The sequence below is a fragment of the Mycobacterium sp. ENV421 genome (genome assembly GCF_002887815.1).
In the GTDB taxonomy this organism is placed as follows: Bacteria; Actinomycetota; Actinomycetes; order Mycobacteriales; family Mycobacteriaceae; genus Mycobacterium.
Genome location: NZ_PDHO01000006.1, coordinates 57,076 through 78,530 on the forward strand (window position 1 = coordinate 57,076; position 21,455 = coordinate 78,530).

Below are 21,455 nucleotides of genomic sequence, written 5' to 3' on the forward strand. Positions count from 1 at the left end.
ATTTACAGCGGGGTGACGTAGTGGCCGGTGATGCCGCCATCGACCAGGAAGCTGGACCCGGTGATGAACGACGAGTCGTCGCTGGCCAGGAACGCCACCGCGGCGGCCAGCTCCTCCGGCTCGGCGAACCGGCCCATCGGCACGTGCACCAGTCGGCGGGCGGCCCGCTCGGGATCCTTGGCGAACAGCTCCCGTAACAGCGGCGTGTTCACCGGGCCGGGGCACAGCGCATTGACCCGAATGCCTTGGCGCGCGTACTGGATTCCGAGTTCGCGCGACATCGCCAGCACGCCGCCCTTGGACGCGGTGTAGGAGATCTGGGAGGTGGCCGAACCGTTGACCGCCACGAACGAGGCGGTGTTGATGATCGAGCCGCGCTGCGCGGGCACCATGTGCCGCAGCGCGGCCTTGCAGCAGAAGAAGACCGACTTCAGGTTGACGTCCTGCACCCGGTCCCAGGCGTCGATGCCGGTGTTCTCGATGAGGTCGTCGTCGGGCGGGCTGATACCCGCGTTGTTGAACGCGATGTCGACGCCGCCGTGCAGCTCGAAAGCGGTGTCGAACAACCTATCCACCGCGACCTGATCGGAAACGTCGACCTGGACGAACGTCACGTTCAAGTCGTTGGCCACGGTCTTGCCGGTTGTCTCGTCGAGATCCCCGATGACGACGATCGCACCTTCGTCCCGCATCCGTTTGACGGCTGCGAGTCCGATACCGCTCGCCCCACCCGTGACGACGGCGACCTTGTCCTTGAGTCGCTGGGACAGATCCATCTAGCTCTCCTCTACAGCAAAAAAGACGTTCTTGGTTTCGGTGAAGTGCAGGGGTGCGTCCGGGCCGAGTTCACGGCCGAGCCCCGACTGTTTGAAGCCGCCGAACGGGGTGTTATACCGGACCGACGAATGCGAGTTCACGCTCAGGTTGCCCGCCTCGACCGCGCGGGACACCCGCATGGCCCGCGACAGGTTGTCGGTCCAGATCGACCCGGACAGACCGTATTCGGTGTCATTGGCCAGCGCGATGGCGTCGGCCTCGTCGTCGAACGGCAGCACCGCCACGACCGGTCCGAAGATCTCCTCGGTGACGGTGCGGTCGGTGCGTTGCGGGGTGAGCACCGTCGGCGGGAACCAGAAACCGGGTCCGCTCGGCGCCGAGCCGCGGAAAGCGACGCATCTGTCATCAGGTACGTAGGCGGCCACCGACTCGAAGTGCTTGCGCGACACCAGCGGTCCCATCTCGGTGTCCCGGGCCGCGGGATCACCGACGACCAAGCCTTTGACGGCCGGCTCGAGCAGTTCCATGAACTTGTCGAACACGCTGCGCTGCACAAGAATCCGGCTGCGCGCACAGCAGTCCTGGCCGGCATTGTCGAACACGCCGTAGGGTGCGGTGGCCGCGGCCTTCTCCAGATCGCAGTCGGCGAACACGATGTTCGCGCTCTTGCCACCGAGCTCCAGGGTGACCCGCTTGACCTGGTTGGCCGCCCCGGCCATCACCTTGGTGCCGACCTCGGTCGAACCGGTGAACACGATCTTGCGGACATCGGGGTGGCTGATGAACCGCTCGCCGACCACCGAACCGCGGCCGGGCAGCACCTGGAACAGGTCCTTGGGCAGGCCGGCTTCCACCGCGAGCTCACCGAGCCGCATCGAGGTCAGCGGCGTCCACTCGGCCGGTTTGAGCACCACCGCGTTGCCTGCGGCCAGCGCGGGCGCGAAGCCCCACGCCGCGATCGGCATCGGGAAGTTCCACGGCGTGATCACCCCGATCACACCCATCGGCTCGTTGAACGTCACATCCAGGCCACCGGCCACCGGAATCTGCTTGCCCGACAAGCGCTCCGGGCTGGCCGAATAGAACTGCAGCACGTCGCGCACATGTCCGGCCTCCCACTCGGCCGCGCCGATCGGATGACCGGAGTTGGCCACCTCCAGGGCGGCCAGCTCCCCGACATGCGCGTCGACTGCGGCGGCGAACGCCCGCAATGCGGCCGCCCGCTCGGCGGGCGCCTGTGCGGCCCAGACCTTTTGGGCGACCTTGGCGCGCGCAACGGCGTCGTCGACGCCGGCGACATCGGTCAGCTCCACCGTGCGCAGCGACTCTTCCGTGGCCGGATTGACCAGTTCGGTTGTACTCAATTCACTCTTTCCGTTGTGTAGGCCCGGGCCGCCTCGACCAGGCCGGCGAACACGCGAAGATCGTCCAGGGTTTCCTCGGGATGCCATTGCACGGCCAGGACGAAAACGTCCCCCGGCACCTCGACGGCCTCGATCACACCCTCACCGTCGAAGGCGCTGATCATCAGTCCGTCGCCGAGCCGGTCGATGGCCTGGTGGTGGTAGCACTGCGCATTCGTGCTCTCGCCGATCAGGCCGGCCAGCCGGCTACCCGCCACGGTGCTGATCGTCGAGGTGGTGAAGACCGCGTTGCCCTGCTGATGACGGGTGTGCCCGACGACGTCGGGCAGGTGCTGGTGCAGTGTGCCGCCCAGTGCCACGTTGAGCACCTGCGCCCCGCGGCAGATGCCGAGCACCGGCAGGTGCCGGCGGATCGCCGCGGCAACCAGCGCGAGCTCCCAGGCGTCGCGAACACGGTCCGGCACGTCGGTGGCCGGGTGCGCATCATGGCCGTATGCGGACGGATCGACATCGCGGCCGCCGGTGATGATCAGACCGTCGATGCCGTCCAGGATCCGCTCGACGATGCCGGCGTCCACCGGTTGCGGCGGGAGCAGTGTGGCGATGCCCCCGGCCAGCGTGACGCCTTCGATGTAGATGCCGGGCAGGAAGCTGGCGTGCACATCCCAGACGCCGGTCTGAGCCTGCTGGAGATACGTCGTGAGGCCCACGACGGGACGGAGCAAGGTCTCCCTCTCAGAGCCGCTCAAAACCGCGCACCCTCTCCCAGTCGGTGACCGCGGAGTTGAACGCCGCCAGCTCGACGCGGGCGTTGTTCAGGTAGTGCTCCACGACGTCGTCGCCGAACACCTCGCGCGCCACCGCCGAACCCTCGAACAGCGCGGCCGCCTCGGCCAGCGTGGTCGGCAGCCGCTCGGCCCCACTGGTGTAGGCGTTGCCGTCAACCGCATCGGGCAGCTCCAACCCGTTGTCGATGCCGTACAGCCCGCCGGCGATCAGCGCCGCCACCGCGAGGTACTGGTTGACGTCACCGCCGGGGGCGCGACACTCCATCCGCATCCCGGATCCGTGGCCGACCACCCGCAACGCGCAGGTGCGGTTGTCCATGCCCCACGCGATCGCAGTCGGCGCGAAGCTGCCGTCGACAAACCGCTTGTAGGAGTTGATGTTCGGGGCATAGAACAGCGTCAGCTGGCGCAGCGTGGCGAGCTGACCGGCGATGAAGCTGCGGAACATCGACGACATGCCGAGCTCGTCGGAGTCATCAGCGAACACCGCGGAGCCGTCGGTGCCACGGAACGAGATGTGAATGTGGCAGCTGTTTCCTTCCCGCTCATCGTATTTCGCCATGAACGTCAGGCTCTTGCCGTGCTGATCGGCGATCTCTTTCGCGCCGTTCTTGTAGATCGTGTGGTTGTCGCACGTGACCAGCGCGTCGGCGTACCGGAACCCGATCTCCTGCTGGCCGAGGTTGCATTCGCCCTTGACGCCCTCGCAGTACATGCCGGCACCGGCCATCCCGTTACGGATGTCGCGCAGCAACGGCTCCATCCGCGTCGACGCCAGCATCGCGTAGTCGATGTTGTAGTCGGTGGCCGGAGTGATGTTGCGGTAGCCCGCCTTCCAGGCGTCGCGGTAGCTCGTGTCGAACGCCATGAACTCGAGTTCGGTCGCGGCGACCGCACACATGTCGCGTTCGGCCAGCCGGTCGAGCTGTTTGCGCAGGATGCCGCGCGGCGCCTGGCTCACCGGCCGGCCGTCGGTCCAGGACAGGTCGGCCATCACCAGTGCGGTGGCCGGGAGCCACGGGATACGGCGCAGCGTGCTGAAATCCGGGGTCATCACCATGTCGCCGTAGCCGGTCTCCCAGCTCGAGATCGCGTAACCGTCGACCGTGTTGTTGTCGACGTCCACGGCCAGCAGGTAGTTGCAGCACTCGGCGCCGTGGGCGGCGACATCGTCGACGAACAATTCGGCCGAGATCCGCTTGCCGGTGAGCCGGCCCTGCATATCGGCAAAGGCCACGATCACCGTGTCGATCTCACCGGCGGCGACCATGGCTTCCAACTCGGCCTGCAGCAACAGACCTGGCCGGCGGCGGCCGGCACCATCAGGCGTCACGCGTGCCCCTCTCGATAGCCCGGGATCGGGTTGATTAGACGGAAAGTCAACCATTGGATGCCGCCGTCGCGACGGCGTCGTCGTCCAGGTTTACATAAACGTCACTCCAAAGGTAGGACACCAGACCAATAGCACTCTATTGTCCCTACTCAGGAGAGCGCCGGTGGGCGCCTCTTCGTAATGACGCCCAGAAGGAGACACCGTGCCAGAGGGTCACGAACTACTCGACGACGACGAAAAGCACCTCGCCAGCCTCGGGTATACCCAGGAGCTGCACCGGTCCTGGTCCGGCTTCAGCAATTTCGCCATCTCGTTCTCGATCATCTCGATCCTGGCCGGCTGCTTCACCTCGTTCGGCCTGGGCTGGAACAACGGCGGCCCGGCGGCCATCGCCTGGGGCTGGCCGATCCTGTCGGTCTTCATCCTGCTCATCGGGCTGTGCATGTCCGAGCTGGTGTCGGCATTCCCCACATCGGGCGGAATCTATTGGTGGGCAGCCAAACTGGGCGGTCCCAAAGCCGGCTACTACACCGGCTGGCTGAACCTGATCGGCCTGATCGCCATCCTGGCGTCGGTGGCCTACGGATCGGCGACCTTCCTTGATCTGACGCTCGGCACGTTCAGCGAGAGTTGGCTGGCCGGCTACAGCCTGACCCGGACATTCGTCATGTTCCTCGTCATCCTGGTGATCGTCGCGACCATCAACATCTTCTCCAGCCACCTGCTGGCCGTGATCAACAACATCTCGGTGTGGTGGCACGTCATCGGCGCAGCCGCAGTGATCGTGATCCTGTGGCTGATCCCCGCCCAGCACGCCAGCTTCTCCACGGTCTTCGCGACCACGGTCAACAACACCGGCTTCTTCGGCGGATCCACCTCCGGTTTCGGCTTCCTGCTGTTCGTGCTGCCGATGTCGGCGATCCTCACGCAGTACACCATCACCGGCTATGACGCGTCGGCACACTTGTCCGAGGAGACCAAGAGTGCGGCCGATGGCGCGGCCAAAGGCATCTGGCGGTCGATCTTCTATTCCACGATCGGCGGCTGGATCCTGCTGCTGAGCTTCCTGTTCGCCGTCCAGGACGTCGATGGCGTGACCACGGGCGGTGGCGCGGTCGCCACCATCTTCAGCCAGGCGATGGACTCCAAGTGGGTGGCGATCGTGCTGCTGATCTCCACCGCAGGGCAGCTGTTCTGCACCACGGCGTGCCAGACCAGCGCCTCGCGGATGCTGTTCGCGTTCAGCCGCGACCGGGCGGTGCCCGGCCATCAGCTGTGGTCCAAACTCAGCACGAAGAAGGTGCCCGCCAACGCCGTCATGGTCACCGCGGTGATCGCGGCCATCTTGACGCTGCCCGCCCTGGTCCAGGTGGACATCAATGGCGCCCCGGTGCCGATCGCCTTCTTCGCGGTGGTCTCGATCGGGGTGGTCGGCCTCTATCTGTGCTTCGCAGTGCCGATCTACTTCCGCTGGAAAGCCGGCGACTCGTTCCCCCTGGGCAAATGGAACCTCCGTGGGCATCACAAGTGGATGGCACCTCTGGCGTTGGCCGAGATCATCATCACCTCGATCATCGCGATGTTCCCCACCTCGATCGGCGGCGCGCCATGGGACGCGAGCTTCGAGTGGAAGTTCGTCAACTACACCCCACTGGTGGTCGGCGGCGTGCTGATCCTGCTGTACATCTACTGGCACGCGTCGGTGAAGAACTGGTTCACCGGGCCGGTGCGGCAAATCGACCTCACCGGTGAGGAACTGGAGGGGGTTTCCTAAACACTGCAGGAGACCACACCCCAGGCCCTCCGTGAGGCGGGCCCCGCGCCCCTCGTGCCCCAGGCCGAGGGGCGCGGTTTTTGTGACCGGCGTCTAGGCTCGGGTTAAGAATCGTTCGTCGCGGGTAAATAGGAACGCCGAAGACAGCGAAACAGACGGGATTGGTCGTAACGATGTGTGGAGCGGCGGGTGAAGTCCGTCTCGACAATCAGGCCCCCGATGTGGCCGCGGTGGCTGCAATGGCGGAGACGATGGAGCCCCGCGGGCCGGACGCGTCGGGTGTGTGGTCACAGGGGCGCGTGGCGCTCGGCCATCGCCGGTTGAAGATCATCGACCTGTCCGACGCCGGCGCCCAGCCGATGGTCGACGCCGAGCTCGGACTGACCATCGCCTGGAACGGCTGTATCTACAACTACGAAGCTCTGCGCGACGAACTCGCCGGTCATGGCTACCGGTTCTTCTCCCACAGCGACACCGAGGTGTTGCTCAAGGCCTACCACCACTGGGGTGACCGGTTCGTCGACCGCTTGTCCGGCATGTTCGCCTTCGCGATCACCGAACGAGACAGCGGACGCGTACTGCTCGGCCGGGACCGGCTCGGCATCAAACCCCTGTACATCAGCGAAGATTCCCACCGCATCCGGTTCGCGTCATCACTGCCTGCCCTGCTGGCCGGCGGCGGAGTCGACACCCGCATCGACCCGATCGCGTTGCACCACTACCTGACCTTCCATTCGGTGGTCCCGGCACCGCGCACCATCCTGTGCGGGGTCCGCAAGCTCTCCCCCGGCACCCTGCTGGCCATCGAACCCGACGGCAAGCGACGTGAGATCACTTACTGGGAACCGGATTTCAGCCGTCGCGCGGACCGGTCCGACTGGAGCGAACGCGATTGGGAGGACGCGGTCCTCGACTCGCTGCGGGCCGCCGTGAAGCGCCGCCTGGTCGCCGACGTGCCCGTCGGCTGCCTGCTCTCGGGCGGGGTGGACTCGAGCCTGATCGTCGGTCTGCTCGCCGAAGCAGGCCAGCACGGACTGTCCACCTTCTCCATCGGCTTCGAATCGGTCGGCGGCGTCAAGGGTGACGAGTTCGTCTACTCCGACATCGTGGCCAAGCGTTTCGACACCGACCACCACCAGATCCGCATCGACACCGCGCGGATGCTGCCCGCTCTGCAGGGCGCGATCGGCGCGATGAGCGAGCCGATGGTCTCCCACGACTGCGTCGCGTTCTATCTGTTGAGCCAGGAAGTCGCCAAGCACGTCAAGGTCGTTCAGTCCGGCCAGGGCGCCGACGAGGTGTTCGCCGGCTACCACTGGTATCCCCCGATGGCCGAGCCGGACGCGGCCGGCGTCGACGGTTCGGTCGCCCGCTACCGGGGGGCGTTCTTCGACCGCGACCACGACGGCGTGGCCGCGCTGATCGCCGACGACCGGCTCACCGGCCGGGAGGATCCCAGCCTGTCATTCGTCGCCGAGCACTTCGCCCGGGCCGGTGCGCAGACCGGCGTGGACCGCGCGTTGCGACTGGACACCACCGTGATGCTGGTCGATGATCCCGTCAAGCGCGTCGACAACATGACGATGGCCTGGGGGCTGGAGGGCCGGGTGCCCTTCCTCGACCACGACCTGGTGGAGCTGGCGGCGACCTGCCCGCCCGAGTTGAAGACCGCCCACGGCGGCAAGGGCGTGCTGAAAGAGGCTGCCCGCCAAGTGATTCCAGCCGAGGTGATAGACCGGCCGAAGGGCTATTTCCCGGTACCAGCGCTCACCCATCTGGAGGGGCCGTACCTGGAGATGGTCCGTGACGCGTTGTACGCGCCCCAGGCCAAGGAACGCGGCCTGTTCCGGCCCGAGGCCGTCGAGCGGTTGCTGGCCGATCCGAACGGACGGCTGACCCCGTTGCGCGGCAACGAACTCTGGCAGATCGGACTCCTCGAGCTATGGCTGCAGCAGCACGGCATCACCGGGCCGGCCGCATGAGCACCTCGTCGCACACCGAGGCCATCACGATGAGCCTGCACGAGGCCTCGCCCGAAGACCTGGTCCGTGAGATGTCCGACGACACCGTTCTCGAATTGGGTTGGGGCCGATTGATTTTCGGGCAGACCTTCGAGAGCCCCGACAAGCTGGCCGCAGTGCTGCAGCAGGAGGAGCAGGGCCGGCGCGACATCTGCATCTATGCCCGCGAATCGCATGTGCTGGTGGCCAAGTCGCCGGCCGAACTGTTCATCGACCCCAGCCACACCTACCGCTGGCGGCTGCACCCCGACGACCCCGAAGTGCCGACACCGGCCGGATTCACCGTGCGCCAATTGCGAGATCAGGCCGAAGCCGACGACATGAACCGGGTGTACGTGCGCTGCGGCATGGTCCCCGCCCCCACCGAGCTGATCTGGAACAACCACCTGCACCGCGACGCGGTGGAGTACCTCGTCGCGGTGCGCGACGATGACGGGTCGGTGGTCGGCACCGTCACCGGCGTCGACCACAAGCGCCTGTTCAACGATCCCGAGGACGGCTCCAGCCTGTGGTCACTGGCGGTCGACCCGACCGCCAGCCTGCCCGGCATCGGCGCATCGCTGACCCGCACGCTGGCCGCCATCTTCCGCCAGCGCGGCCGCGCCTACCTGGACCTCTCGGTGGCCTACGACAACGACGCCGCGATCGCGCTGTACGAGAAGCTGGGCTTCCAGCGCGTTCCGGTGCTGGCCGTGAAGCGCAAGAACGCGATCAACGAGCCGCTGTTCACCCCGGCGTCCGAGACTGTCGACGATCTGAACCCATACGCGCGCATCATCGCCGACGAGGCCATGCGCCGCGGAATCCGCATCGAGGTCCTCGACGCCGAAACCGGTGAGATGCGATTGTCGTACGGCGGCCGCAGTGTGGTGACGCGAGAGTCCTTGAGCGAATACACCTCCGCGGTCGCGATGAGCCGCTGCGACGACAAGCGACTGACCCGTCGCATCGTGTCCGAAGCCGGCATCGTCGTGCCGCGGGGCCGGCTGGCCACCTTCGACCACGAAGACCATGCCTTCCTGGCCGAGGTCGGCGACGTCGTCGTCAAACCGACCCGCGGCGAGCAGGGCAAGGGCATCACCGTCGGAATCGACAGCCCCGAGGCGCTCGACGCCGCTCTCGCGCGCGCCCGTGAACAACACCCCGAAGTGCTGATCGAACAACGCGCCGCCGGCGATGATCTTCGCCTGGTGGTCATCGACGGCAAGGTCGTCGCCGCGGCTCTGCGCAAACCGGCCGAGATCCTCGGCACCGGCAAACACACTGTGCGGGAACTCATCGAGACCCAGAGCCGCCGCCGCGCCGCGGCCACCGGTGGTGAATCGCGTATCCCCCTCGACGACGTCACCGAAGCGACTGTCGCCGAGGCCGGTTGGTCGTTCGACGACGTCCTTCCCGAAAGCGAACGGCTGCGGGTGCGCAAAACCGCAAACCTGCACCAGGGCGGCACCATTCACGATGTGACGGCCATCGTGCATCCCGAATTGTGCCGGGTCGCCGTGGTGGCGGCCGACGCCATCGGCATCCCGGTCACCGGCATCGATCTCCTGGTGCCCGACGTGACCCGCGACGAGTATGTGTTCATCGAAGCCAACGAACGGCCCGGGCTGGCCAATCACCAGCCACAGCCCACCGCACAGGCTTTCGTCGACTTCCTGTTCCCCGGACAGCCGGGTCTACCCCAGGCGTGGACCCCCAGCGAGGCGACCGAGGCGGCGCCGCGCTGAACTCACCAGGTGCTGGTGCGTAACACGATCTCCGCCGCGAGCTGGGCGGTGGACTCGGCGGCATTGCGCCTGCCGGTGAACTCCACCAACCGGTAATCGCTGTAGACGTAGCGCTGACTGGCCCTGGCCAATGCCCGGGCGGCGGGGGTGCTGACCAGCGCGGTGGTGTTGATCTCCACCGGTGGGCAGTCCTCATCGCGGACCACACCGTTCTGGTCGGGGACACGCGGATGTCCGCGGTCGATCACGACCAGGCCGGTGAACCGATCGAGCCGGGTGGCCGCCAGTTCCCAGGCGAGTTCGGCGCCCGCGCGATCCCCCACCAGGATTCCCCATCGGACGTCGAGGGCGTCGAGGATGCCGATGACCGCTTTGGGATGTAGCCGAGGGTCGGCGCCGATGACCACCGTGCGAACCGACGCCGTGTGCAAGCGCTGACAGACCCCGTCATAGGCAGCAGGTGCGTGCTGGGCCGCGCCCAGCACGACGACATGGGGGCCCTTCTCCGGTCCGGTCACGCTGACCGGGACGGGGAACCCGTCGACAGTCACCATCGTCGAAGGCATTTCGCCACGTTACTGGGAAACCAGCGGGCCCGAGGCAGTTTCGGCAGGGTTCCTCATCTCCTCAGATCGCCTTACGGATCTTCACAGCTTGTTTGGCAAACACGTCCAGGAACGTCTGCGGCAGTGACGCTTTGGCAGCGATGCTGGGATCAGATGTGGGAAAAGCGATTCCGAAAACTCCATACCGGCCCACATTCTGGAACGCCATGTAAACACTACTGGCCGAACCCATCAGCTGCATCGTTTGCTGATAGGCCAGCGCATCATCACTCAACCCGGGAAGCTCCGTGGTGGTGATCGGGATGCCCTTGCTGCGGGTGTCGAAGTAGGTCTCGAACTGGGCGCAGCGGCCGGCCGCCGCCTCGAGCTTGTCGAGATCCAGGGGCCACGACAGGACCGTCATCACGATGCGTGTGCCGTTGTAGGTGGCCGCGTATTTGGCCGCGCTGCCCGGGCCGCGTTCGGCCGAGTCGGCGATCACGTTGGTCAGGGCGTTCGCGCAGCCCTCCGGTCGCGACCGCATCGACGGTGGACTACCGGTGTTGTCAGGTTGACCGAGCTGCTCGACGATCCGGTCGTACTGCACGCCGGGCGGGAAATCGGCAGGGGCCAGCGTGGCCTTCTCCAGCGTGGCACCCGGCCACGTCGCGGTTCCCGACACCGTCGACCCGCAACCGGCGACCAAGACCGCAGCCGCCGACGCGGTGACCAGAACTGCCCGACCCGACATGAGTTCAGGGTAGGCGATGCACGCGGGTGCTCACCGTCGGACGCACCGGTGCACCACCGCTGATCAGCGACAACAGGGCATCGATGTCGAGGTGGGCGACCAGCAGATCGGCCATCAGATCGAGCTGGGCATCCCGGCGGGCCGGCACGCTGACATCGGTCGCAACCTCGAAACCGGTCCGGCCCGCGGCCGCCGCGACCGTGGTGAGCCACCCGCGCCGGAACTCGTCATTGTCCAGCAAGCCATGCCAGTGGGTGCCGAACACCGCGCCTCGCAGATAACCCTGGACGGCGCCGTCGGCGTCGAACCAGCCGTCCTCGCCACATCGGGATACCCGGCCGTGGTGGATTTCGTAACCGCTCAACGGACTCTCCCAGTGCCGCAGCACCTTCTCGGCCGCGAAGTCGATCTCGGCATCGAGCAGTCCCAACCCCTCGACATCACCCGCCCGGGTTTCGACGGTGTCACCGATGCGCCGTGCCAGCATCTGAAAACCACCACAGATGCCCAGCACCGGGCGACCGGAGTGCGCATGCGCGGTGATCGCATCGGCCAGGCCGCGCTCCCGCAGCCAGCCGAGGTCGGCGACAGTCGCCTTGCTGCCGGGGATCACGACCACGTCGGCGTCGGCCAGTTCCGCCGGCTCGCTGACCCACCGGACCAGCACGCCCGGTTCGCAGGCCAGTGCCTCGACGTCGGTGGAATTGGAGATGCGCGGCAGCCGGATCGCCGCGACGCGTAACCGCTGCTCACCGCGCGGCGGAGCCGGGATACCGACCACATGCCCGGCCACCACCGACACCGAATCCTCGGCGTCGAGCCACAGCCCGTCGCTGTACGGCACGATGCCGTAGGTGGGCCGGCCGGTGAGCTCGGCGAGCTGGTCGAGCCCGGGGGCCAGCAGGGCCGGATCCCCGCGGAACTTGTTGACGATGAAGCCCGCGATCAGTGCCTGGTCTTCCGGCGACAGCACGGCGACGGTGCCGAACAGGTGAGCCAGCAGACCGCCGCGGTCGATGTCGCCGACGATCACCACCGGCAGATCGGCCGCCCGGGCCAAGCCCATATTGGCCAGATCGGTTGCCCGCAAATTGATTTCGGCCGGCGATCCCGCACCTTCGCACAGCACGACGTCGAATTCCGCGCGCAGTGAAGCCAGTTCGTCGGCGACCACCCCGGCGAGCCGGTCGCGATGGTGGATGTAGTCGGCTGCGCCGACAGTGCCGACCGGGCGGCCCCTGACCACCAACTGGGAGGTGCGGTCGCTGCCGGGTTTGAGCAGCACCGGGTTGAACCGGGTGCTCGGCGCCAGTCCGGCCGCGCGCGCCTGCATACCCTGGGCCCGGCCGATCTCGCCGCCGACCCCGTGCGCGTCCAGGGCGACCACCGAGTTGTTGCTCATGTTCTGCGCCTTGAACGGCGCCACGCGAATTCCCTTGCGCGCCAGCAGTCGGCACAACCCCGCGACGACCATCGACTTACCGGCATCCGATGTGGTGCCGGCGATCAGCAGCGCGCCGGCGCTCACGTCGCGGCGCCGAATGTGCGGTTGCGTACGCAACACGCCGCTGACCGCGTACGAGGACGCACACTCGCCATGACTAGGGCGCCAGCGTCAGGATTTCCGCACCGTCCTCGGTGACGACCAGCGTGTGCTCGAACTGCGCGGTCCACTTGCGGTCCTTGGTGGCCACCGTCCAGCCGTCGTCCCAGATCTCGTAGTCCAGCGCCCCGAGGTTGATCATCGGCTCGATGGTGAACGTCATCCCCGGCTCCAGCACGGTCTCGACCTCAGGCTGGTCGTAATGCAACACCACCAGTCCGTTGTGGAACGTCGTGCCGATTCCATGACCGGTGAAGTCGCGAACAACGTTGTAGCCGAACCGGTTTGCATAGGCTTCGATGACCCGGCCGACCACCGACAGTGCCCGGCCGGGCTTGACGGCCTTGATCGCGCGCATCGTCGCCTCGTGGGTGCGTTCGACCAGCAGACGGTGTTCCTCGCTGACCTCGCCCGCCAGGAAGGTGGCATTGGTGTCACCGTGCACGCCGTTGATGTAGGCCGTCACATCGATGTTCACAATGTCGCCGTCCTCGACGACGGTCGAATCGGGGATGCCGTGGCAGATGATCTCGTTCAGTGACGTGCAGCACGACTTCGGAAAACCCTTGTAGTGCAACGTCGACGGGTAGGCGCCGTGATCGATCATGTAGTCGTGGGCGATGCGGTCGAGCTCGTCGGTGGTGACCCCCGGCGCGACGGCCTTACCCGCCTCGGCCAGCGCGCCGGCGGCGATCCGCCCGGCGACGCGCATCTTCTCGATCACCTCGGGCGTTTGGACCCACGGTTCGCTGCCTTCGGCGACCGTCGACTTACCGACGTATTCCGGTCGCTCGATCGCCTTGGGGACAGGCAGTTCCGGTGCAACGGTTCCGGGCCGGAGTGCGGTACGTACGGGCATGTTCCCAGCCTAGTGGCGGCGCAACAGCGGACGCTTGGGGCCGCGAACGTTGACCGACCCCATGACCACCCGGCCGGTGAGCACGACGTGCGGGGTGCCTTCCGCCGGGGCGTCCTTGCGACGGTCGCGGGCGCTGCCGGCGTACACGGTGACGTCGTCGATCGACGCGCTGGCGCCGTCGGGCAGCCGCAAATCCAACGACCCGCGCACCATGTCCAGCTCGATCACGACGACCGGCCCGGCGAACCGGGCATTGGTCAGGTCGAGGTCGACCGAACCCAAGCGGCGCACCAACGCCAGCCGGGTCGGCACCATCCACTCGCCCTGCCGCCTCAGCGACCCCATCCAGCCGCGCAGTTCGACCCGATCGGCGGCGGAGGTGACGATCGCCCCGGGCCCCGGCAGGTCGTCCACCAACACCTCGAGATCGGAATGCATCCGCGCGGCCGACACCTGCGCCGACCGTTCCTCGAATTCGCCGATGTCGATCAGCCCGAGCGCGACGGCGTTGTGCAGCCGCCGCAGCGTTCCGTTGCGGTCGGCATCGGAAACCCGCAGTCCAGGGGTGTGTTCGATTCCGGTCATGGCCTCTCCACGGTACCTGCTCGACCTCTGGGATCGGGCTGGCTAGCCTGGGCCGATGAGTGCGTCGATCTTTGGGCTGCCGCGTCGAACTGTCCTCATCGGGGCCGCCGTCGCACCGATCGCCGCCTGCAATTCCAACACCGGTGAGCTCGTGTCCCCGCCGACGACCAGTGCACCGGGTCAGGTGCTGGCGGCGGCCACCGACATCCCGGTCGGGTCGGGCAAGGTGATAGGCGACACCGTCGTCACCCAGCCCACCGCCGGCGTCTTCGAGGGATTCGTGGCCCGCTGCACGCACGCCGGCTGCAAGCTGTCCACGGTGACCGACGGCACGCTCGATTGCCCGTGCCACGGCAGTCGGTTCGGCCTGGACGGCGCCGTGTTGCGCGGGCCCGCCGTGACTCCGTTGACCCAGGTGGCGGTGCGGGTCGCGGGCGGCAACATCGTCGCCGGCTGACTCAGAGCCGGGCCGCGGCCCCGGTGAGGACGCCCTGGGCGCCAAGCCAGGTATCGCGGACGATGTCGGCGACCGGCAGAACCTCGCCGATGCGCGACGAGACCTGACCGGTGTTGGCCACGCTGGCCTCCATGTCGCCCTCGAAGTAGAGCTCGGTGACACCGCTGATCAGCGGCGCGGAGGCCCCCTCGGCCGACACCCGACGGGCCAGACCGACGTGCAGCACCCGCATCGTGGGATTGCCGGGAAGGTCGAGCAGGATCGTCCCGGAGTCATCGGCGGCGACGATGGCGTCCTTGAAGTTGGCGTGTACCGCCGCCTCGCGGCTGGCCAGCATGCGAGTGCCCATCTGGACGCCCTCGGCCCCCAGGACCACCGCCGCGGCGGCCGAGCGGGCGTCACAGATCCCGCCTGCCGCGATCAGGGGCAGGTCGACCTGGTCGGCGATCAGCGGCAGCAGCACCAAGGTGGACGCTCCGAGCGCCGATTTGAATCCCCCGCCCTCGACGCCCTCGACCACCAACGCATCCACCCCGGCGTCGACGGCTTTGAGGGCGCCCCGCAGCGATCCCACCACGTGCACCACGGTCATCCCCGCGTCGTGCAGCCGGGCGGTGAACAGGGCCGGGTCGCCCGCGGAGGTGAACACGTGGCGGACGTTCGCCTCGGCGAGCACATCGACGATCGACGGATCCCGTTTCCAGCCCTGGATCATCAGATTGGCGGCCACCGGCCGGTCGGTCAGATCGCGCACTCGACGCAGGTCGGCGCGACCTTCCGGAGTGAGGGTTTCGATCACCCCGAGTCCCCCGGCCTCGGACACCGCAGCGGCCAGCGTGGCCCGCGCGATGTAGGTCATCGGCGCCTGGACGACGGGGTAGGCAACACCCAGCAGAGTCTGAATCCGGTTGGCCACGCCTCATCTAAGCATCGGGTGTTCCACGGTCTCGAGCCAGCAGCGACGCGCCGAGAACTCGACACGACGCTGCATTTTTGGCAAACTCTTGTAGAGTCTTCGACACGCTTTCTAGCTGCATATTTCGAGGTGGTGCGATGCGTTATCAAATTGTTGCTCGGCGAATGTCACCCCCCGAGAGCCGCGACTATCGCCATCTGGTCGCGGTTCAGTATCAGGTCGGGAACGATGTCGACAGTTGTCGTCGCGAACACATGGTTCGCCGACTCGAGCGCGGCGACACGGCGTACGTCGCGACCGAGCAAGACCACTCCGAAGTCGGCGTGTTCGACCTCTTCGGCGACAAGGCGTTTCGAAAGTCCAAGTACTTGCGCAGCTACGGTGACGACGACTTCTGGAATGAGAGCCTGTCGTACCTGCCGACGTTCTGACGCCTGGGGTCAAGCCAGGTAGTCGGCCGGCAACTCCTGCAGCATCATCTTGACCATCCGGACCGCATACTCCGAACTCCCGCCGCCCACGATCAGCGCTGCGAACGCCATATCGCCGCGGTAGCCGGCGAACCAGGCGTGGGATCCGCCTGCGAACTCGGCCTCGCCCGTCTTACCGCGCACATCGCCGGCGTCGCTGATGTCCTTGGCGGTGCCATTGGTGACCACCAGCCGCATCATCGGGCGCAGACCGTCGAGCATCGCCGGGGTGATCGGCGGGTGATCGCCGGTCTCGGAGGTCTGGCTGCCCACGATCAGGTGGGGGGTCGGCGTCTTGCCCGCGGCGACGGTCGCGGCCACCAGCGCCATACCGAACGGCGTGACCAGCACCTTGCCCTGGCCGAATCCGTCCTCGGTGCGTTCGGCCAGGTTCACCGTCGGCGGCACCGTGCCGGTCACCGTGGTCAACCCGTCGATGGTGTAGTCCGGGCCGATGCCGTATTGCGAGGCCGCCACGGTCAGCGCCGTCGGGGGCATCCGGCTGGCCAGTTCGGCGAACGTCGTGTTGCACGAATTGGCGAACGCCTTCGACATCGGGACGGTGCCGAGGTCGAACTTGTTGTAGTTCGGCACGGTTCGGTGGCCGATGTCGATCTCACCCGGGCAGCCGAGCAGCGTGTTGGGGGTGGCCATGTCGCGGTCGATGGCCGCGCCGGCGGTGACGATCTTGAAGGTCGAGCCGGGCGGATACAACCCGGTGGTGGCCGCCGGTCCGTCGGCATCGGCCGCGGCGTTCTGCGCGATGCCGAGGATCTCGCCGGTCGACGGCTTGATCACCACCAGCATCGCCTTGCGACCCTGGGTGTCGACGGCGTGCTGGGCGGCGTTCTGCACCGACCGGTCCAGGGTGATCGAGATCGACGGCGCCGGGGTGGGCGCCACCTCGTGCAGCACGTCGATGTCGGCGCCGTTCTGGTTGACGCTGACCACTCTCCAGCCGGCCTCGCCGTCGAGTTCGTCGATCACCGCCTTTTTCACCTGGCCCATGACGGCCGGGGCGAAGCGGTCGTCGGTGGGCAGCAGGTCGGCCTGCGGGGTGACGACAACCCCGGGCAGCATGTCCAGCGCCTGAGCGACCTTGTCGTGGTCCACCGGCTTGAGCGTGATCAGGTCCAGCGGGGCGCTCGACGAGCTGGCCTGCTCAGCGAGGCGCTGCGGGTCCAGGGTGTTGTCGAACTGGCGCAGCTGGTCTGCGACCACCCGCGAGGTGGACATCAGCGCGGGGCCTGCCTTGGCGGCGTCGAGCTGATAGCGATACAGGTTGGCCGGAGCGAGCACGTCGGTACCGCCGAGCTCATTGACCGAGGCCCGCCGCGGCGGATCGGAACGCAGCGAGAAGTGCTGGTGCTCACCAAGTTTGGGATGCAGTCCGGCAGGGGTCCAGCGGACGTGCCAATTGCCCTCGTCGCGGATCATCTGCAGCACGCCGTCGTAGGTCCAGGTTCGCTTCTTGGGCAGCTGCCAGGTGAAGCGGTAGTTCACGCTGCCGGTGTCCTCGGTGTATCGCGAGCCCAGGATCTGGGCGTCGAGGTGGGTGGCCTGCAGCCCTGCCCATGCCTCGTTCAGCGCGGCCTGGGCGTCGGCCGGGCGGTCGGACAGTTGCGCAGCCGAGGCGGTGTCGCCCTTGGTGAGGTCGGCGAAGAATTTCTCCGCAGCCGGGCCCGGCCCATCGGGGCGCGGGGTGCACGCCGACAGGGTCGCCGACGCCGCCACCACCGCCAAAACCGAGATGACGCCTGTTACTCGTGTTGCTAATGAGGTGCAAGTAGCCATTGGGGCAAATGTTATGAGCCCGTGACCGGAAAGTGCCGCAAACACACCGCGGTGGAGTCGATCGGAACCTCAAAGTTGCGCGGCGCCGGTCACAGGACCGACGCCAGTGAATACTCCTTGACCCACGCCACCATCATCTTCGCTCCGGCCGAGATGTCGGGACCCAGCATGTCCAGCTGGATCGCCAGGTGCATCGGGCCCGGCGGAAACATCGAGGTGTCCGTGGTGGTGAAGATCGTCGTGCCATCGACGTAGGTGGTGATCTCGGTCGGTGTCCACTTGACCGCGTAGGTGTGCCACTGCGTGGCGTCCACCGCCATCGTCGCACCGGCCTGTTGGTTGGTCGACGAGTAATGCAGGACCGAATTCACCGCCTGCCGCGAGCCGTCGCCCCAGATCTCCATGAAGTCGATTTCACCTCCGGTGGGCCAGTTTTCGGCATCAGGCCATAGCAGCAGCACGGGATCGTAGTTCGGCGCACCCACCGGGATCTTGACTCGGACCTCCCAGGCGCCGTACTTCTGGCCCGGCCCCCACGCGATGCCCGCATCATTGCCTGCCGCGTCACCCGACAGCGTCATCACCCCGTCGGCGAACGAAATCTGGTTCGGTGTGCGGTTGCCATGTTGAGTCCTGCCGTTGTACACCCACCAGTCCGACAGCACCGACCAGTCAGTGAAGAACGTGGATCGCGTTGGTGTACCCCATGTTCCGACACCTCCCGGATCGCCGGGCAACGGGATCGTACCGGTCACCTTCGCAACCAGGCTTGCCGTCGACCCCCATCCCGGAACCAGCAATCCCATCAGTCCGTGGTAGCGCCCGGCCATGGCGTCGCTCACCGACGCGGTGAACAGGTCACCGGAGGCGGGCACGAAGTCGGCCCCGGGCGTGTAGGTGAAGTGACCGCTGCTGTCGACCTTCACCGTCCCGTCCGCCGGGGTGCTGACGGTGTACTTGAGTGCGTCGCCGTCGGCGTCGCTGCCGATGACCTGCCCGGTGATGGTGCCGTCGTCATTGATGACGTTCTTCGACGCGTCGTAATAGATCGTCGGCGTTCGGTTGAAGAAAGTGACCTGAATCCGCCGGGCGATCGAATTGAGGAACCCCAGCGGATTACCCACTGCCGAAGCACCTTTGGTGGCCGTTGCCGCCTTGACCGGTTGCGCGCCGACCAGCGCGGAGGCGGTGACTTCGGGCTGCGCCTGCGCCTGCGCCGCGACCCGGCGGCCGGTCGTGCCGACCGCCGCCACCGGTTTCTTCGCCTGCGGCGCGCGCGGCCGACTCGAGGTGTGTGAGGACGGCTTGGAATGTGCCGCACCGGATTTCGACGTGGACGCCGCCGCTGACGACGACGAGCCGTCGTCAGCAGCCGCGACACCGCAGCCCACTGTGATCGAGGCGCCGACCCCGAGCGCCATCAGGGCGCCGGTCACCCAGCCGAAAGTTGGCAAACCATAACGAGATTCCCGCATGCCGACCCCCCGATTCGACAACGCGGGCAGACCGCAAACACCCCGGACCCCCGCGAACTCCAGACCTTGACGCGACGTGCACCGCGTCTCACCTACATTAGGCGGGATCGGGAAGATCTCGTCTCAGATCGGGCACATGTAAATATGACGAAATCAGTCGAGCAGGACGGTTGCGAACATCCCGACCTCGGCGAAGCCCACGCGCGCATATGCCGCACGGGCGACCGCGTTGAAGCTGTTGACGTACAGGCTCGCGATGCGCCCGCTGTTGACCACGGCGGCGGCCACCGCTGCGGTGCCCGACGTGCCGAGCCCGTGGCCGCGCCACTCCGGATGCACCCACACGCCCTGGATCTGGCCGACCACCGGTGACTGCGAACCCACCTCCGCTTTGAACACCACCTGCCCGTGCTCGAAACGGGCATAGGCCCGGCCCGCCGCGATCAGGCTGGCGACGCGGCGGCGATATCCCCGGCCGCCATCGCCGATCCGCGGATCGATACCGACCTCGCCGATGAACATGTCGATCGCGGCGACCAGGTAGGCATCGAGCTCGTCGACGCGCACGCGCCGCACCGCCGGGTCGATTCGTGCGGACGGGGACACACCCAATGCCATCAGCGGTTGGTGGTCGCGCACATCGCGGGCGGGCCCCCAGGTGTGCTGCAGGCGGTCCCAGAGCGGCAGCACCAGTTCGGCCCGGCCGACCAGAGACGAACAGCGCCGGGCGGTGCTCATCGCCTTGTCGGCGAACGCGTGCAGGTCGGGTTGCGCGCCACGGAGCGGAATCAGATTCGCCCCGGCGTAGCAGAGGGATTCCTCAGCGCGCCTGCGCGTCCAGAGTTCGCCACCGATCGCCTGCGGCTCGACGCCGTGATCGGCGACGCGCGCCGCGACCATGCAGGAGCCGACCGGATCGTCGGCGAAAACCCGGCTCACCGCCGCGGCGTCGCGCACCACCGATACCCGTCGCTCGTCGACCAGACGAAACAGTGGCGGAGCCGACATGGGCCTTACTTTCTGCGGAGGAACCCCGGCGGGTTACGCCATCAGCTTACGGTCACGACAGGCGAACCGCTGGCAGATGTGCCGCTGTCACGCTGGGCGTCGCCGATCTCGGAGGCAAGTCTCATGGCCTCTTCGATCAGCGTCTCGACGATCAGTGCCTCTGGCACGGTCTTGATCACCTCGCCCTTGACGAAAATCTGGCCCTTGCCGTTGCCCGACGCCACGCCGAGATCGGCTTCGCGCGCCTCCCCCGGACCGTTGACGACGCATCCCATGACGGCCACCCGCAGCGGCACGTCGAGTCCGTCCAGACCGGCCGACACCGCGTTGGCCAGCGTGTAGACGTCGACCTGCGCCCGCCCGCACGACGGGCAAGACACGATCTCGAGACCGCGGGGCCGCAGGTTCAGCGACTCCAGGATCTGGATACCGACCTTGACCTCTTCGACCGGAGGGGCCGACAGCGAGACGCGGATGGTGTCGCCGATCCCTCGGGACAGCAGCGCGCCGAAGGCGACCGCCGACTTGATGGTGCCCTGGAACGCGGGCCCCGCCTCGGTGACGCCGAGATGCAATGGGTAGTCACACTTTTCGGCCAGCTGCTCGTAGGCGGCCACCATCACGACCGGATCGTTGTGCTTGACGCTGATCTTGATGTCGCCGAAGCCGTGCTCCTCGAACAGCGAGGCCTCCCACAGCGCGGACTCGACGAGCGCTTCCGGGGTGGCCTTGCCGTACTTCTCCATGAACCGCTTGTCCAGGGAGCCGGCGTTCACCCCGATGCGGATCGGAATACCCGCGGCGCCCGCAGCCTTGGCGACCTCACCGACCCGGCCGTCGAACTCCTTGATGTTGCCGGGGTTGACGCGCACGGCCGCGCAGCCTGCGTCGATCGCGGCAAAGATGTACTTCGGCTGGAAGTGGATGTCGGCGATCACCGGAATGTTGCTGTGCTTGGCGATCTCGGACAGCGCGTCGGCGTCTTCCTGGCGCGGGCACGCCACCCGCACGATGTCGCAGCCCGCGGCGGTCAACTCGGCGATCTGCTGCAGCGTCGTGTTGACGTCATGAGTCTTGGTGGTGCACATCGACTGCACCGAGATCGGGTGGTCGCTGCCGACGCCGACGTCGCGCACCATCAGCTGGCGGGTCGTGCGGCGCGGCGCAAGGACGGGTGCGGGCGGGGCCGGCATGCCCAGGCCAATGGA

The 21,455-nt window shown here is 67.1% G+C and carries 19 protein-coding genes; 5 read left to right on the forward strand and 14 right to left on the reverse strand.

Annotated elements, in window-relative coordinates; all coding sequences use genetic code 11:
* Nucleotides 1–2: 2 nt before the first annotated feature.
* From CRM90_RS09865 to CRM90_RS09880, 4 genes are read right to left on the reverse strand one after another with little or no spacing between them, the layout of a single operon-like run.
* A complete protein-coding gene (locus CRM90_RS09865; RefSeq protein WP_102806821.1) occupies nt 3–776 on the reverse strand; it encodes a 3-oxoacyl-ACP reductase in 774 nt (257 codons plus the stop codon).
* On the reverse strand, nt 777–2,141 hold the full coding sequence (locus tag CRM90_RS09870; protein WP_102806822.1) for an aldehyde dehydrogenase family protein: 1,365 nt from the start codon (nt 2,139–2,141) through the stop codon (nt 777–779).
* Nucleotides 2,138–2,890: a gamma-glutamyl-gamma-aminobutyrate hydrolase family protein gene (locus CRM90_RS09875; protein WP_102806823.1), complete on the reverse strand. Its 753-nt coding sequence runs from the start codon at nt 2,888–2,890 to the stop codon at nt 2,138–2,140. The genes CRM90_RS09870 and CRM90_RS09875 overlap by 4 nt, the downstream gene beginning before the upstream one ends.
* Nucleotides 2,877–4,199 carry a glutamine synthetase family protein gene (locus CRM90_RS09880; protein ID WP_233209264.1) on the reverse strand — a complete coding sequence of 441 codons (1,323 nt, stop codon included), beginning with the start codon at nt 4,197–4,199 and terminating at the stop codon, nt 2,877–2,879. The genes CRM90_RS09875 and CRM90_RS09880 overlap by 14 nt, the downstream gene beginning before the upstream one ends.
* Nucleotides 4,200–4,464: 265 nt before the next feature.
* Here CRM90_RS09880 and CRM90_RS09885 point away from each other — a divergent pair, with 265 nt between their 5' ends.
* The 3 genes from CRM90_RS09885 to ngg all read left to right on the forward strand — a co-directional run bounded on the left by CRM90_RS09885 (nt 4,465) and on the right by ngg (nt 9,784).
* Nucleotides 4,465–6,036, forward strand: a complete 1,572-nt coding sequence (locus CRM90_RS09885) for an amino acid permease (RefSeq protein ID WP_102806825.1) — start codon at nt 4,465–4,467, stop codon at nt 6,034–6,036.
* 173 nt (nt 6,037–6,209) lie between these two features.
* A complete protein-coding gene (locus CRM90_RS09890) occupies nt 6,210–8,018 on the forward strand; it encodes an N-acetylglutaminylglutamine amidotransferase (protein WP_102806826.1) in 1,809 nt (602 codons plus the stop codon).
* On the forward strand, nt 8,015–9,784 hold the full coding sequence (gene ngg, locus CRM90_RS09895; protein WP_199189843.1) for an N-acetylglutaminylglutamine synthetase: 1,770 nt from the start codon (nt 8,015–8,017) through the stop codon (nt 9,782–9,784). The genes CRM90_RS09890 and ngg overlap by 4 nt, the downstream gene beginning before the upstream one ends.
* Before the next feature lie 2 nt (nt 9,785–9,786).
* Here ngg and CRM90_RS09900 read toward each other — a convergent pair whose 3' ends face one another.
* The 5 genes from CRM90_RS09900 to CRM90_RS09920 form a co-directional block, all read right to left on the reverse strand.
* Nucleotides 9,787–10,350: an alpha/beta hydrolase gene (locus CRM90_RS09900; protein WP_102806828.1), complete on the reverse strand. Its 564-nt coding sequence runs from the start codon at nt 10,348–10,350 to the stop codon at nt 9,787–9,789.
* Nucleotides 10,351–10,411: 61 nt separating this feature from the next.
* Nucleotides 10,412–11,080, reverse strand: a complete 669-nt coding sequence (locus CRM90_RS09905; protein WP_102806829.1) for a hypothetical protein — start codon at nt 11,078–11,080, stop codon at nt 10,412–10,414.
* Nucleotides 11,081–11,084: 4 nt separating this feature from the next.
* Entirely contained in the window at nt 11,085–12,608 is a 1,524-nt protein-coding gene (locus CRM90_RS09910; protein WP_102806830.1) for a cobyric acid synthase, read from the reverse strand.
* Nucleotides 12,609–12,681: 73 nt separating this feature from the next.
* A complete protein-coding gene (map, locus tag CRM90_RS09915) occupies nt 12,682–13,542 on the reverse strand; it encodes a type I methionyl aminopeptidase (protein WP_102806831.1) in 861 nt (286 codons plus the stop codon).
* Between the two features lie 9 nt (nt 13,543–13,551).
* Nucleotides 13,552–14,127 carry a DUF1707 SHOCT-like domain-containing protein gene (locus tag CRM90_RS09920; RefSeq protein ID WP_083116837.1) on the reverse strand — a complete coding sequence of 192 codons (576 nt, stop codon included), beginning with the start codon at nt 14,125–14,127 and terminating at the stop codon, nt 13,552–13,554.
* Nucleotides 14,128–14,182: 55 nt separating this feature from the next.
* Here CRM90_RS09920 and CRM90_RS09925 point away from each other — a divergent pair, with 55 nt between their 5' ends.
* Nucleotides 14,183–14,584 carry a QcrA and Rieske domain-containing protein gene (locus tag CRM90_RS09925; protein WP_102806832.1) on the forward strand — a complete coding sequence of 134 codons (402 nt, stop codon included), beginning with the start codon at nt 14,183–14,185 and terminating at the stop codon, nt 14,582–14,584.
* A gap of 1 nt (nt 14,585) precedes the next feature.
* Here the strand turns inward: CRM90_RS09925 and CRM90_RS09930 are convergent, their stop codons facing one another.
* Nucleotides 14,586–15,500, reverse strand: coding sequence for an NAD(P)H-dependent flavin oxidoreductase (locus tag CRM90_RS09930; protein WP_102806833.1), 915 nt, complete (start codon nt 15,498–15,500; stop codon nt 14,586–14,588).
* A gap of 164 nt (nt 15,501–15,664) precedes the next feature.
* On the opposite strand from CRM90_RS09930, the gene CRM90_RS09935 reads away from it, so the two are divergent.
* A complete protein-coding gene (locus CRM90_RS09935; RefSeq protein ID WP_036338938.1) occupies nt 15,665–15,931 on the forward strand; it encodes a hypothetical protein in 267 nt (88 codons plus the stop codon).
* Nucleotides 15,932–15,940: 9 nt separating this feature from the next.
* On the opposite strand, the gene CRM90_RS09940 is transcribed toward CRM90_RS09935, so the two are convergent.
* From CRM90_RS09940 to ispG, 4 genes are all read right to left on the reverse strand, one after another.
* Nucleotides 15,941–17,764 carry a penicillin-binding transpeptidase domain-containing protein gene (locus CRM90_RS09940; RefSeq protein ID WP_102806834.1) on the reverse strand — a complete coding sequence of 608 codons (1,824 nt, stop codon included), beginning with the start codon at nt 17,762–17,764 and terminating at the stop codon, nt 15,941–15,943.
* 89 nt (nt 17,765–17,853) lie between these two features.
* The gene (locus CRM90_RS09945; RefSeq protein WP_102806835.1) at nt 17,854–19,200 is read right to left on the reverse strand and encodes a family 16 glycosylhydrolase; all 1,347 of its coding nucleotides are present in this window, start codon (nt 19,198–19,200) and stop codon (nt 17,854–17,856) included.
* A gap of 192 nt (nt 19,201–19,392) precedes the next feature.
* Nucleotides 19,393–20,247, reverse strand: coding sequence for a GNAT family N-acetyltransferase (locus CRM90_RS09950; RefSeq protein ID WP_102806836.1), 855 nt, complete (start codon nt 20,245–20,247; stop codon nt 19,393–19,395).
* Nucleotides 20,248–20,288: 41 nt separating this feature from the next.
* The gene (gene ispG / locus CRM90_RS09955) at nt 20,289–21,440 is read right to left on the reverse strand and encodes a flavodoxin-dependent (E)-4-hydroxy-3-methylbut-2-enyl-diphosphate synthase (RefSeq protein WP_102806837.1); all 1,152 of its coding nucleotides are present in this window, start codon (nt 21,438–21,440) and stop codon (nt 20,289–20,291) included.
* Nucleotides 21,441–21,455: the final 15 nt, after the last annotated feature.